Origin of the sequence: Shewanella sp. ECSMB14102 (assembly GCF_000813075.1) — a bacterium.
Lineage (GTDB): Bacteria > Pseudomonadota > Gammaproteobacteria > Enterobacterales > Shewanellaceae > Shewanella > Shewanella indica.
Genome location: NZ_JWGX01000041.1, coordinates 14,057 through 27,945, shown reverse-complemented (window position 1 = coordinate 27,945; position 13,889 = coordinate 14,057). Strand labels below are relative to the sequence as shown.

General features: G+C 54.6%; 13 protein-coding genes. 12 read left to right on the top strand and 1 reads right to left on the bottom strand.

What is annotated here, in order from left to right; genetic code table 11:
• The first annotated feature begins 163 nt into the window (after positions 1-163).
• From RC73_RS13900 to RC73_RS13880, 5 genes are all read left to right on the top strand, one after another.
• Entirely contained in the window at positions 164-634 is a 471-nt protein-coding gene (locus RC73_RS13900) for a nuclear transport factor 2 family protein (protein WP_039035213.1), read from the top strand.
• 25 nt (positions 635-659) lie between these two features.
• Positions 660-2,165, top strand: a complete 1,506-nt coding sequence (glpK, locus tag RC73_RS13895; RefSeq protein ID WP_039035252.1) for a glycerol kinase GlpK — start codon at positions 660-662, stop codon at positions 2,163-2,165.
• Between the two features lie 89 nt (positions 2,166-2,254).
• On the top strand, positions 2,255-2,968 hold the full coding sequence (locus RC73_RS13890) for an NUDIX hydrolase (protein ID WP_039035212.1): 714 nt from the start codon (positions 2,255-2,257) through the stop codon (positions 2,966-2,968).
• A 149-nt stretch (positions 2,969-3,117) separates the two neighbouring features.
• Complete coding sequence (prs, locus tag RC73_RS13885; protein ID WP_160289578.1) at positions 3,118-3,984, top strand: ribose-phosphate diphosphokinase; 867 nt, start codon at positions 3,118-3,120, stop codon at positions 3,982-3,984.
• 12 nt (positions 3,985-3,996) lie between these two features.
• A complete protein-coding gene (locus tag RC73_RS13880) occupies positions 3,997-5,577 on the top strand; it encodes a nicotinate phosphoribosyltransferase (RefSeq protein ID WP_039035211.1) in 1,581 nt (526 codons plus the stop codon).
• A 31-nt stretch (positions 5,578-5,608) separates the two neighbouring features.
• Here RC73_RS13880 and RC73_RS13875 read toward each other — a convergent pair whose 3' ends face one another.
• Entirely contained in the window at positions 5,609-5,908 is a 300-nt protein-coding gene (locus RC73_RS13875) for a hypothetical protein (protein WP_052248197.1), read from the bottom strand.
• Positions 5,909-6,479: 571 nt separating this feature from the next.
• Here RC73_RS13875 and mraZ point away from each other — a divergent pair.
• From mraZ to mraY, 7 genes are read left to right on the top strand one after another with little or no spacing between them, the layout of a single operon-like run.
• Positions 6,480-6,938 carry a division/cell wall cluster transcriptional repressor MraZ gene (mraZ, locus tag RC73_RS13870; RefSeq protein WP_039035209.1) on the top strand — a complete coding sequence of 153 codons (459 nt, stop codon included), beginning with the start codon at positions 6,480-6,482 and terminating at the stop codon, positions 6,936-6,938.
• Positions 6,939-6,967: 29 nt separating this feature from the next.
• A complete protein-coding gene (rsmH, locus tag RC73_RS13865) occupies positions 6,968-7,909 on the top strand; it encodes a 16S rRNA (cytosine(1402)-N(4))-methyltransferase RsmH (protein WP_039035208.1) in 942 nt (313 codons plus the stop codon).
• 7 nt (positions 7,910-7,916) lie between these two features.
• A complete protein-coding gene (gene ftsL / locus RC73_RS13860; protein WP_039035250.1) occupies positions 7,917-8,231 on the top strand; it encodes a cell division protein FtsL in 315 nt (104 codons plus the stop codon).
• A complete protein-coding gene (locus RC73_RS13855) occupies positions 8,228-9,964 on the top strand; it encodes a penicillin-binding transpeptidase domain-containing protein (protein WP_039035207.1) in 1,737 nt (578 codons plus the stop codon). The genes ftsL and RC73_RS13855 overlap by 4 nt, the downstream gene beginning before the upstream one ends.
• Positions 9,961-11,430 (top strand): UDP-N-acetylmuramoyl-L-alanyl-D-glutamate--2,6-diaminopimelate ligase, encoded by a 1,470-nt coding sequence (murE, locus tag RC73_RS13850; RefSeq protein WP_039035206.1) that lies wholly within the window; start codon positions 9,961-9,963, stop codon positions 11,428-11,430. The genes RC73_RS13855 and murE overlap by 4 nt, the downstream gene beginning before the upstream one ends.
• On the top strand, positions 11,427-12,803 hold the full coding sequence (locus RC73_RS13845) for a UDP-N-acetylmuramoyl-tripeptide--D-alanyl-D-alanine ligase (protein WP_039035205.1): 1,377 nt from the start codon (positions 11,427-11,429) through the stop codon (positions 12,801-12,803). Before murE ends, RC73_RS13845 begins: the two co-directional genes overlap by 4 nt.
• On the top strand, positions 12,804-13,886 hold the full coding sequence (gene mraY / locus RC73_RS13840) for a phospho-N-acetylmuramoyl-pentapeptide-transferase (protein WP_039035204.1): 1,083 nt from the start codon (positions 12,804-12,806) through the stop codon (positions 13,884-13,886).
• The last annotated feature ends 3 nt before the right edge of the window (positions 13,887-13,889 follow it).

Below are 13,889 nucleotides of genomic sequence, written 5' to 3'. Positions count from 1 at the left end.
GGAATGAGACAAGAGCCCCGCCGAGCGGGGCTTTTTCATATCTGTCAGGCAGGCCAGATCGGCTTGATGGTCACCAAGGTTAGATCTAAGGCTGTTTTATACTTGGCGTGGCCGGTCTCAGGGCTTATATTCATGCTATTGCCAACAAAAGAATAATAAGCCCATGAAATATCCATTCTTGTTTGCCAGCGCTATCTCACTGATTTCAATGCCGAGTTTGGCCGAGTCCGATCCTGTCAGTTTGTTTATTCAGGGGTTCAATGAGCAAAAGATTGAGCTGATGCTGGCGCAAACCACCAAAGAGGTGACTTGGTTTAATGTCAGCATCACCAAGGTCGATCTGCAGGCTTCCGGGCATTCGGAGTTGGGCGCGGCGATGACCGACTATTTTCAAACTTTGCCGGGGGCCAAGGCCAGTATTCTGGGCTCGCTGAGCTCAGGTAACTATGTCAGCACCCTGGAAAAGGTCAGCTGGCAACAGGATGGCGAGCAACACAGCCAATGTAATATGGGCGTTTATAGCTTGAGAGGCGATAAGATTGCCGCCGTCTGGTATTACCCGGCGCAGGAATGTGATATCCCCGAAGCGGAAATTGGCTTACCCCGGGGCGATCAGCCTTGGCAGCAAAATTAATTCAGCCACCCAAGAAAGCTTTCACGTGCAAAAAAAATATATTATTGCCCTGGATCAGGGCACTACCAGTTCACGGGCGATTATTTTCGATCAGCAGGCCAATATCGTGGCCGTCTCCCAGCGGGAGTTCAGTCAGCACTACCCGCAACCCGGTTGGGTCGAGCATGACCCCATGGAAATTTGGGCATCTCAGAGTTCGACAATGATAGAGGTTATTGCCCGCGCCGGGATCCACAGTGACGAAGTGGCAGCCATCGGCATCACCAATCAGCGGGAAACTACTGTCATCTGGGATAAGCTCACGGGTAAGCCAGTTGCCAACGCCATTGTTTGGCAGTGCCGGCGCAGCAAGGAGATCTGTGAGCAGCTCAAGGCCGAGGGGCTGGAGGACTATGTCCGCGACAATACAGGTTTGTTACTGGATCCCTATTTTTCGGCCACCAAGATTAAGTGGTTGCTGGATAATGTTGAGGGTGCCCGCGAGCGGGCCGAAAGAGGCGAGTTGCTCTTTGGCACGATCGACAGCTGGCTGGTATGGAAGCTGACCGAGGGCAAGGTGCATGTGACTGACCCCACCAATGCGTCGCGCACCATGCTCTACAACATCCACAAACAATGCTGGGATCAGACCCTGTTGCAGGCGCTCGACATCCCTGCTTCGTTGTTGCCCGAGGTCAAGCCGTCTATGGCTGTTTATGGCACAACCCGGATTGCCGGTGAGGGCAGTGAAATTCTCATCGCCGGCATGGCCGGGGATCAGCAGGCGGCGCTGTTCGGCCAGCTGTGCGTCGAACCCGGCATGGCCAAGAATACCTATGGCACCGGCTGCTTTTTGCTGATGAACACAGGTGACAAGGCGGTGCGCTCAGAGCATGGGTTGCTGACCACAGTGGCTGTAGGCCCCAAGGGTGAGGTGCAATACGCGCTGGAAGGCTCGGTATTTATGGGCGGCGCGACCATACAGTGGCTGAGGGACGAGTTGGGGCTTATTCGTGATGCCCAGGACACAGAGTACTTTGCCTCCAAGGTAGAAGATACCAATGGGGTTTATCTGGTGCCGGCATTTGTTGGGCTGGGAGCCCCTTACTGGGACGCCAACGCCCGTGGCTCCTTGCAAGGATTGACCCGCGGCGTAAACCGCAACCACATCATACGTGCGGCGCTGGAATCCATCGCCTATCAGAGCCGGGATCTGCTGGATGCCATGAGTAAAGACAGCGCGGTTGCACTCAAGCAACTGAGGGTGGATGGCGGCGCCGTGAGTAACGACTTCCTGATGCAGTTTCAGGCCGATATCACAGATACTCAAGTACTGCGGCCGGCCTTGACCGAAACTACCGCCATGGGCGCGGCATTTTTGGCCGGTCTTGCCTGTGGTTTCTGGGACTCGGTGGAAGATCTTTCTCACCGGAGCGATGTTGAACGTTGTTTCGAGCCGGCCATGGATGAAGGACGGCGGGAGCTGTATTACCGTGGTTGGCAAAAGGCGGTGGACAGGTGTCGCCACTGGCATGAAACCGAGGAACTGTGATGTGCCGGGCGGTTTCTTGTCGGCTGTTATTGTCTCCCATTGAATAGTGACTCAAAATAGTGCCCCAAAGACACCAAAGTGAGCCCGCCATGACAGTGACGACCGAAGACGAATATCTGGCGCAATACAATATCCATGATTATCCGCTGCCGCTAACCAGTGTCGATAGCGTGCTGCTCTGTGTGCAAGAAGGGCAATTGTGTGTGCTCTTGGTCAAGCGTTCCGGGTTTCCCTGCAAGGGGATGTGGGCATTGCCGGGAGGCTTTATCGATCTGCAGCAGGATCAGGATATCGATGCTTCGGCCAAGCGCAAACTTAAGCAAAAGACCGGCATAGTGCCGCCCTACCTGGAGCAGTTACAGAGTATAGGCAATGGCCGCCGGGATCCCAGAGGCTGGTCGGTCACCATCAGCTATTATGCGCTGATGCCTCATCTTGAACCCGTCATGGAAGGGTCTGAAGAGAGCCGCTGGTTCAGCTTGCAGTCGCTGCCCGAACACTTGGCCTTTGATCACGCCGAGATCATAGCCTTGGCACAGGAGCGCTTACGCCAAAAGGCGCTCTACAGCTTGGTGGCGGCTTTTGCCTTGCCGGAATTGTTTACCTTGGCCGAATTGCAGCGAGTGCATGAGGCCATCCTGGGCAAGCCACTGCAGAAGAAATCTTTCCGGCGGCGAATCGAGCAGGCCGGCGTGCTCGCGCCCTGTGGTGAGGGCCGGGTCGAAGTCGGTCGCCCACCCCAGCTCTACCGGGTATTGCCTGAAGCCGCCGATTATCGCTTTGTACGCAACCTGGAAGCTTGAACTCCATTCGAGCTTCTTTGGTTTATTACTATCTTAGCTATTGGTTTAGTTCTTTTTTAAATAAGTGTCCTATAGACTTAAAATAAGCTTGACCGTTCTAAGTTGTTGTTTTAGATTAAGTGTCATTAAGACACTTAATGGTGAGCGATATGGATATCAGTATTGAGCTAGTAAACAAAGATGCGACCCGACAGGCTTTGACTGTTGAGCAATGGCAGTTTGCCGGTGGTGAGCAGCATGTGCGTTTGGCGGGTTTTGATGGACAACAGCTACAGAGCGCGATTATCTACGCCAGGTTGCAGAGCAGTGATGCCATCATGCAGCTGCTGCTGATCAAAGATGCTTTGGACCGCGCCGCCCCCGGCATTCAGGTTTCACTGCAACTTCCCTATTTCCCCTATGCCCGCCAAGACAGGGTTTGCGTCGCAGGTGAAGCTTTTTCCGCCGCCGTGATGGCGGGGGTGCTGCGAAATGCCGGTTTCAGCCAGATCCGCTGTTGGGATCTGCACTCGGCGGTCAGTGAGCAACTGCTGGAGGCCGAGCAGGTACATCAGGCGCAGCTGGTTTGTCAGTTTGCGCAACTGAAGCAGTGGCTGCAAAGCCACCAGGCGGCGCTGCTGGCACCGGACAAGGGCGCCAGCCACAAGATTGCCAAGGTTGCCGATGCGCTGAGTGCCGCCGGGATTGAGGCCGAAGTGTTTCAGGCCAGTAAACGCCGGGATCCGGCGACGGGCACCATATTGGCATCCGAGTTGGACGCCGAGGTCGCTGGCCGCAGTTTGCTGATCCTGGATGATATTTGCGATGGTGGCAGAACCTTTATCGAGCTGGCGCGGCTTTTGAAACAAAAAGGCGCCGCCCGAGTGGGACTCTATGTGACCCATGGCCTATTTTCTCGCGGAATCGAGCCGCTGGAAGGTTTGATTGATGCCGTGTTTACCACAGATTCGGTGCGCCCATTGCATCCGTTTGAGTCGCAAATTGTCGAGCTGCACACCTTGAAACTGTTCGAATAAAAGGAGTTTATTATGAGTATCATCGCCCCCTCAATGCAGAAGGATGTCTACAAAGAGTTTCATGGTCGCGCCTATCATCCTCAGGTGACAGAGGTGTATGCCAACTTCACTTCCCGCAGCGGTCGCAATGCCAACATAATGGATAATGACAAGGTCGCTTTTATTGGACTGCAGTATTTTATCAAGAGCTATTTGATGGAGGAGTGGGACAGCTTCTTTCGTCAGCCCAAGGCGCAGGCGGTGGCCGCCCATAAGCGCATACTCAGTGCCATGCTGGGGTATAGCGTTGATGTCTCTTATCTGGAAAAACTCCACGACCTTGGGTATTTACCGCTGCGGATCAAGGCGCTGGAAGAGGGCACTCTGGTGCCTTATCTGGTGCCGCCGTTGACCATAGTCAACACCCATCCGGATTTCCCCTGGCTGACCAACATGATAGAAACTGTGCTCAGTTGTGAAAACTGGCCGATACAAACCAGTGCCACCACGGCCGTTGCTTACCTGCGTACCTTTAAAGAGTTCGCCGATAAGACAGGCCTGCCCGCCGAGATGATAGCGTTTCAGGGGCATGACTTCAGTTTTCGCGGCATGTTCGGTAAGCAGGCCGCCGCCATGAGTGGTTTTGGCCATTTGGCCAGCGGCTTTGTTGGAACCGACACCATTCCGGCGGTGCTGTTTGCCGAGAAGTACTATGGTGCCGATGTCGATAAGGAGTTGGTTGGCGCCTCAGTGGATGCCACCGAGCACTCGGTGACCTGTTCCTGGATCCTCGAAGGGGAGATCGCCTTCTTCCGTTATCTGATGCAGACCCAGTCTCCCAAGGGGATCCTCAGTGTGGTGTCCGATACCTGGGATTTCTGGACTCTGGTGACTCAATACTTACCTGAACTCAAGCAGGAGATCCTCGAGCGTGACGGCACCCTGGTTATCCGTCCCGATTCCGGTGATCCTGTGACCATTCTCAGCGGTTATAAGCTGGCGCCTGAATCACTTATCCGCGAATGCGGCCTGGATGAAGCCTTGCAAAAGGCGGCCGATAGCGGTTATGAGGCGATAAGTTGGTATGGTGAGTTTATCGGTCTGCAGCGTCAAATCCTGATGGCCTGCGAGGTGAAGGGGCTTATCGAGTGCCTGTGGGACATTTTTGGTGGCACCTTGACCGACAAGGGTTACAAGCTACTGGATAGCCATGTGGGTGCCATCTATGGCGATGCCATCACGCTTGAGCGCCAACGACAAATACTGCAGCGTTTAATGGATAAAGGTTTTGCTTCCAAAGTCGTGCTGGGGATTGGCTCATACAGCTATCAGTATGTCACCCGGGATACCCATGGCTCGGCAGTCAAGGCGACTCATGTGATAAAAGACGGCGAGCCGCTGGCTATTTTCAAGGCGCCCAAGACAGATAACCAAAAGCGTTCCGCCAAAGGGCTACTGCAAGTGGTTATGCAAGACGGGGAGCTGGTGCTGAGAGACGATGTTTCGGTGACTGAAGAAACTCAGGGGCTGCTGCAAACCGTTTATGAGGATGGCAAACTGCTTCGCGAAACCAATCTGGCCGAGATACGTCAACGGGTGGCGGCGCAGCTGTGAAGCCTTGATTCAATGGCCCCAGTGGGCAGGGTCAGACATCGATATCTATGATCTGACCCTTGCCTTCTTCTTGAGGCCTGGATTCATTTTTTGCCTCATCTTCCCTACGACGGTTATGTTTGCGCCGCTCGCGGGCAAAGCCTTTTTGTTCTTTGCGGCGATCGCCGATTCTTTCACGTTTGTCTATCTCGGGAGGCAGTTGCGATTGCGGGGCTTCGTGGCTGTCGGGCGCTATAGCTGAGCTGGTCTTGACCTGCTCCACTTCGCGTTTGGGCTGAAATACCGCTTTGACCGGGCGTGCCAACATGGCGTAAATGCTGTCTAATCCCATGATGTCCCCCCTGATTTAACGGTGTTTTTTTAGTTGAACACCGCATTGTCTGTAAGCCTTATATCCTTTTATCGGCCAGGAGTGTTTAAAATTTAGACTGTTATTGTTGTTTCTGGTTCCTTGGGCTTTTGGGGTAAGAATAAATTGCTTCTTTGCATTCACAATAGCGGTTCGCCGAATGACCTGACGGCTTTAGGTTATAAGGGGTAAATCTGCTTTTCTGTGCCTTTAGTGTTTTGTTCTGGGTTCTTGGAGCCATGACAAAGTTTGCGCTGGATCGTATTACTCACATGCTCAATTTTGGGAAACTTCTCCACAATCATCTCTTTTCACTGTGAAAATCTTCCTGGCCTGTGTCGAAATTTTCCCCTGACAGGTGCGTTTGCACCACTTTTTGCCACTTGGAATTCGCTAATGTAAAAAATGTTGTGACACGCTGCTAACCCGCTTGGTGACTGGCTTTATTCGAGTTTGCATTGCTTGACAATCCTTGTTGACTGTCCCTAAACTTAGCATCTGTGGGAATTTGTGGATATTTGTGGATCTATTAACTGAACAAGGATGAAACCAAGTGTTTTCCGGCGCAAGTGCTTTGAATCTGGATGCCAAGGGGCGGATCGCTATGCCAACGCGATACCGCGAGCCTCTGCATGCCGATCATCAGGGCAAGCTGGTGATTACTGTGGATATCCAATCTCCCTGTCTGTTGATCTATCCGGTAAACGAATGGAACAAAGTTGCCGACAAACTGCTCGGCTTGTCTGATTTCCAACCGCAGGAGCGGGCGATGAAACGCCTGATGCTGGGTTATGCCCAGGAATGTGAGTTGGATACCAATGGCCGGGTTTTGTTGACTCCGCCGCTCAGACAATATGCCTCCTTGGAAAAGAAGACCATGTTGGTTGGGCAGTTGAACAAATTCGAACTCTGGGATGAACAGGTCTGGCAGCAGCAGTTGGCCGACAGCCTGGAGATGATTAAGAGCCAGGGATTGACCGCCAGTGAGCGGCTGGCCGATTTCTCACTCTGATGAGTGAGACCAGATTAAAGAAGAGAGTGATGAGCCAAAACTTTGCCCACCTGTCTGTCCTGCTTCAAGAAACGGTAGACGGGCTCAATATCCGCCCAGATGGCATCTATATCGACGGTACTTTCGGTCGGGGTGGACACTCACGTCAGATCCTTGCCCGCCTGGGGCCTCAAGGACGACTGATCGCCATCGACAGAGACCCGGCGGCCATTGAAGCCGCGAAACAGTTCGCCGATGACCCGCGTTTCTCCATAGTTCATGGCGGTTTCGGCCAGTTGGCCGACTATGTTGAGCAACTTGGGCTAGTGGGCAAGATAGACGGCGTCTTGCTGGATCTCGGTGTGTCATCGCCGCAACTGGACGATGCCGAACGTGGCTTTAGTTTTCTGCGTGATGGCCCACTCGATATGCGGATGGATAACAGTCAGGGGCAAACGGCGGCACAGTGGCTCGCCAGGGCCGAAGTCGAAGATATGGCCTGGGTGTTCAAGACCTATGGTGAAGAGAAAAATGCCCGCCATATTGCCCGTTGCATCGCCGCTGACCGTGATGAAAAACCGTTTTTACGCACCAAAGATTTGGCCGGCTTGATCGAAAGGATCACCAAACACAAAGAACGTAACAAGCATCCGGCAACCCGGGTGTTTCAGGCGATTCGTATCTATATCAACAGCGAGCTGGATCAGATAGATCAGGCGCTGGAAGGTGCATTGAAGGTACTGGCGCCCAAGGGCCGACTGTCGATCATCAGCTTCCATTCTCTTGAAGATCGCATGGTGAAGCGCTTTATCCGCCGTCACAGCAAAGGCGAGGAAGTGCCTTACGGCTTGCCGGTGACTGAGGCCGAGCTCAACCGCTCACGGCAGTTGTTGCCCATAGGCAAGGCGATGAAACCGTCGGATGAAGAGATTGCCGTTAATGCCCGGGCCCGCAGTTCTGTACTCAGAATTGCCGAGCGTTTGCCCTACTGAGGTGGCGGTGAGTAAGTCGCAACTCAATCTGGCGCGCATAGTGCTGCGGGATCTTTGGCAGCACAAATGGATTCTTTTGCTGGGCATGCTGGTGTTGGGGAATGCGGTTGCCGTGGTATATACCAGCCACATCAGTCGTACCCAGACCAGTGAGTTGGACAAGCTGTTACAGGAAAGGGATCGCTTGGATATCGAATGGCGCAACCTGTTGCTGGAAGAGCAGTCGCAGGCTGAGCATAGCCGGATAACCCGGATAGCGACCAAGGAATTGGACATGATAAGGCCCTTACCCAATGAAGAGGTGGTAGTGAGACTTCCATGAGAAAACAGGCTAAAAGGATTCAAAAGCCCCAACTGATCCACTGGCGACTGCAGGTGGTGGTGGCTTTTGTTTGTCTGTTGTTTGTCTCACTGGTGGGACGCGCTGCCTACATTCAGGTAATAGAGCCGGAAAAACTGCGTCATGAGAGTGATATGCGCACTTTGCGAACCACTTCCAACCAGGTGCAAAGAGGGCTTATTACCGACCGCAACGGCGAGATGTTGGCCGTCAGTGTGCCGGTGCGTGCCGTCTACGCCGACCCCAAGGTGGTTCACGACAAGGATGGCTTCAATGACATGCGCCGCTGGCGGGCGCTGGCCGATGTATTGCACGAGCCGCTGGATGAGTTGCTGGCCAGAGTGCAGTCCAACCCCAGGAAACGTTTTACCTATCTCAAGCGCCAGGTTACCCCGGCGGTCGCGCACTATATCGAGCAGCTGAAGCTACCCGGTATCTACCTTAAGTCCGAGTCACGCCGTTACTATCCGGCTGGCGAGATCAGTGCTCAGCTGGTCGGGATCACCAATATCGATGATGTCGGCATCGAAGGCATTGAAAACACCTACAATAGTTGGCTGACAGGCACTCCCTCCAAACAGAAAGTGCGCAAGTCCCGTGACGGCCGGGTGGTTGAGCGGCTGGATATCATCCAGGAGGGCGAGAGTCCCAACGATCTGGTGCTCAGCATAGATCAGCGTATTCAGCAGTTGGCTTACCGTGAGCTCAAGCGTGCCACCGAAATGAACCAGGCAACATCCGGTTCCGTGGTGGTACTGGATGTACACACGGGCGAAGTGCTGGCGATGGTCAACACTCCCTCCTATAACCCCAACTCGCGGGAAAACCTGCAGAGCCACAGGATGCGTAACCGCGCCCTGACAGACACCTTTGAGCCCGGTTCGACGGTGAAACCCTTTGTGGTGGTGGCAGCGTTGGAGGCCGGGATCGTCAAGAATGATGAGCTGATCCCGACATCACCCGGTTGGATGCGTATTGGTGGCCGGCAGGTGCGGGATGTCCGCAACTATGGCGATATGTCATTGGCGAAGATTTTGATCAAGTCCAGTAACGTGGGGATCAGTAAGTTGGCGCTGGAAATGCCGGTGCAGCAACTGCTGGGCACCTATCAGTCCATGGGGCTCGGCAACTATTCAGGGATCAACCTGACCGGCGAGAGTGCCGGTTTGGTGCAGGACAGACACAGATGGTCTGACTTTGAACGGGCGACTCTATCTTTTGGTTATGGTCTGACAGCCACCCCGCTGCAGTTGGCGCGAATGTACGCCACTCTGGGCAGCGGCGGCATACTTTACCCGGTATCGATTCTTAAACTGAAGCAACCGCCGGAAGGCACCCGGGTGATAGCCCCGGACGTGGCCCGCGATGTGATCAACATGTTGGTGGGCGTGACCGAGAAGGGCGGCACAGGTACCCGGGCTCATATTGAGGGCTATCCGGTTGCCGGTAAGTCGGGCACCAGTCGTAAGGCGATAGCCGGTGGCTATGGCGATGATTATGTCGCCCTGTTTGCCGGTGTTGCGCCGGCCAACAACCCCAGGCTCGCCATGGTGGTGGTGATCAACGAGCCCAAAGGGGATAGATATTACGGCGGCGTGGTGGCGGCACCTGTGTTTGGCAAGGTGATGTCCGGCGCGTTGCAGATGTTGAATGTGGAGCCTGTGAGTGATGATGCTCGCGTACAACTGGCTCAGGTACCTAGGAGAGCAGAATGATGTTATTGCGGGATCTGCTGGCTCCCTGGTTTCATTACTCCGGCGCGGAGGCGGTGGCCGAGCCCTGTCTCGACAGTCGGAAAGTAGTTGAAGGTGGCCTTTTTGTGGCCGTTCCCGGACATCAGGCCGATGGTCGGGAGTATGTTGCCGCCGCCTTCAACAAGGGAGCCGCGGCTGCCTTGTTGCATACGGACGATCCGGATGCCCACGGCAAGGTAGAGCGGGAGCAAGGTTTAACCATTTATTTTTTTCAACTGAGTCGGCAGCTATCGGCGCTGGCGGCCCAGTTCTATGGCATTCACGCGGCCAAGCCACGTTTGGTGGGGATTACCGGCACCAATGGCAAGACTTCCGTCAGCCAGCTAATCGCCCAGTGGGTGTCTTTGCTCGGCGAAAAGGCCGGTGTCATGGGCACTTTGGGGAACGGTTTGCTGGGGGAACTCCAGGAAGCGACCAATACTACCAGTGATGCCTTAGCCGTAATGGCCCAGCTCAAGGCTTTTGAGCAGATGGATGTCAGCGTCTGTGCCATGGAAGTATCCAGCCACGGTTTGGTGCAGGGACGGGTAGAAGCCGCGCCCTTTGAAGTGGCGGTGTTTACCAACCTGAGCCGGGATCATTTGGATTATCACCAGACTATGGAGGCTTATGCCGCCGCCAAATTGAGGCTAATGCGGTTTGCCAGTCTCAAACACGCTGTGATTAACCTGGATGACGCCACAGGACAGGCTTGGTTTGAGGAATTACCCAAGGCCAAGTTGCTCGGCTATAGCATTAAGCAAGATCCCAGAGCGGCAGTTATTGCTGTTAACCCTCAATATCACGCCAAGGGCGTACGCGCCGAGATCCACTGGCCGGAAGGTAAAGGTGTGCTGGAAACCCCGCTGCTGGGCGAATTCAATCTCTCCAATCTGTTGGCGGCGTTGACGGCGCTGTATGCCATGGGTTATCCGCTGCAAAAGCTGCTGTCGCTGTCACCGGCTCTGAAACCCGTGCCCGGACGGATGGAGTGTTTCCCGTCGAGAAAAGGTTTTTCGCTGGTGGTGGACTATGCCCACACCCCGGATGCGCTGGAGCAAGCGCTCAAGGCACTGCGGCTGCATACCGACAACCGCCTCTGGTGTGTCTTTGGCTGCGGCGGCGATCGTGACAGGGGCAAGCGGCCGCTGATGGCCCGCGCTGCCGAGGCTTTTGCCGACCGCTTGATGGTCACCAGCGACAATACTCGCAGCGAAGAGCCACAAACCATCATTGATGAAGTCATGGCCGGGCTGACTCGCCCCGAGGCGGCACTCTCCTGTGTCGATAGGGCGACAGCCATTAAACAGGTTTGCGCCCAGGCCGAGGCTGGAGATGTGATTTTGCTGGCCGGCAAGGGGCATGAAACCTATCAGGAAGTTGCCGGAAGCCGTCATCACTACGATGAGCGGGCCTTGGCGCTGGAACTTAGCGGAGGCAAGGCATGATCCCTTTAACTCTGCAACAGATAGCCACGGCGCTGAATGCCAAGTTGATTCCAGCGACTGCCGCAGAGCAGTTGATTGAGAGTGTCAGCACAGATAGCCGCGATATAGGCACCAAAGGTTTGTTTATCGCCCTCAAGGGAGAGCGCTTCGACGCCCATGAGTTTGCGCCAACGGCGGTCAAAAATGGCGCCGTAGCGCTCCTGGTCAGCCGTGAATTGGCACTCGATGTGCCTCAGCTACTGGTGGCCGACCCTCATCAGGCCCTGGGACAACTGGCGACCATGGTGCGCAGTTTGGTTTCACTCAAGTGCGTTGCCTTGACCGGCTCCAACGGCAAGACCAGCGTCAAGGAGATGTTGGCGACTATATTGTCGCAATATGCCAAGGTGCTCTACACCGCCGGTAACTTCAACAACGACATAGGCGTGCCGCTGACTGCCTTGCGGCTGGAGCCTGAACACGAATATGCGGTATTTGAGCTTGGCGCCAATCACAAGGGTGAAATTGATTACACCTCGGCCATAGTGCGCCCGGATGTTGCCCTGGTGAACAATGTCGCCAGCGCCCATCTCGAAGGGTTTGGCTCAGAGGCCGGTGTGGCGGCGGCCAAATCCGAGATTTTCAATCACTTGGCCGCGGACGGCTGTGCCATTATCAATGCCGATGACAGATACGCCGAGGTAATGCGTCAGGCTGCGTTAGGCTACCGTCAGTTAAGCTATGGCATTGACGCAGCAGCCGAACTGACAGCCAAAGATTTGCAGGCCGATGCCTCGGGGCGTTATCGCTGCATTCTTTGCTGGCAGCAGCAGGAGTATCCGCTGGTGTTGCCGCTGGCCGGACGACATCAGGTGGCTAACGCCCTGGCAGCAACTTCGGTTTGCCTGGCGCTGGGCCTGGATATGGAAAGTATTATCTCCGGCTTGCAACAGATGCAGCCGGTCAAGGGACGCATGTTGCCCACAGAGCTTGGGCGGGTGCAGCTGATCGATGATAGCTACAACGCCAATCCGGCTTCGGTCAAGGCGGCGATCAACTGGCTTCACGAAATTCACGGAAATCGCATTCTGGTACTGGGCGATTTAGGGGAATTAGGCGACAATGCCCCCCTTTTGCATCGCGAGCTGGGTGAGTATGCCCGGGAGGCCGGGATAGATGCCCTGTTTTGCTGCGGTCAATTAACCCAGAACACCAGCCAGGGGTTTGGTACGGAACATCTGGATACCCAAGGGCGTTTGGTGGAAAATTTAATCGAATATATCAATCAGTTACCAGGGAGTGTCACTGTATTGGTCAAGGGTTCACGCAGCATGCGTATGGAACGTGTGGTCGAGGCCCTTAAATCAGCCTTCGGGCGTGGGGAGTTAGTGTAGATGCTGGTGTATCTGGCGGAGTATCTAACCCAGTTTTATACCGGGTTTAACGTGTTTTCCTATTTGACCTTCAGAGCCATTCTGGGGTTGTTGACCGCCCTCAGCTTCGCACTCTGGTGGGGGCCCAAGTTGATTGAACGTTTGCAGCTTTTGCAGATAGGCCAGGTGGTGCGTAACGATGGCCCTGAGTCACATTTCAGTAAGCGTGGCACCCCAACTATGGGTGGATTACTGGTGCTGGCGGGGATCTTTATCAGTGTCCTGCTGTGGGGCGATCTCGGTAACCGCTATGTCTGGGTGATGTTATTCGTTCTGGGCAGCTTTGGCCTTATCGGCTTCCTTGATGATTATCGCAAGGTGGTGCGTAAGGATCCCAAGGGGCTGGTAGCCAGGTGGAAGTACATTTTACAATCGCTGGCGGCGATTGCGGTGGCCTTTTATCTCTACGCTACCGCGGCCTTGCCCGGTGAAACTCAATTGGTAGTGCCTTTCTTCAAGGATGTGATGCCGCAGTTGGGGCTGTTTTTTGTGGTGCTGGCCTATTTCACCATAGTGGGTTCGAGCAATGCGGTTAACCTGACCGACGGCCTCGATGGTTTGGCGATTATGCCTACCGTCATGGTCGCGGCGGCGTTTGCGCTTATTGCCTACCTCTCCGGCCACGCGCAATTTGCCGGCTATTTGCATATTCCACATCTGCCGGGAGCCGGTGAACTGGTGATCGTCTGTACCGCAATAGTGGGTGCCGGTCTTGGTTTCCTGTGGTTCAACACCTATCCGGCTCAAGTGTTTATGGGTGATGTAGGCTCGCTGTCACTGGGGGCTGCGCTCGGCACCATGGCCGTACTGGTACGCCAGGAGATTTTGCTGGTGATCATGGGTGGTGTGTTTGTAATGGAGACTTTGTCAGTCATCCTTCAGGTTGGATCCTATAAGCTGCGGGGCCAGCGGATTTTCCGTATGGCACCCATACACCACCATTATGAATTGAAAGGTTGGCCCGAGCCCAGAGTGATAGTGCGCTTCTGGATTATCTCTTTGTTCCTGGTTCTGCTGGGATTAGCCACCCTGAAGTTGAGGTAAGCA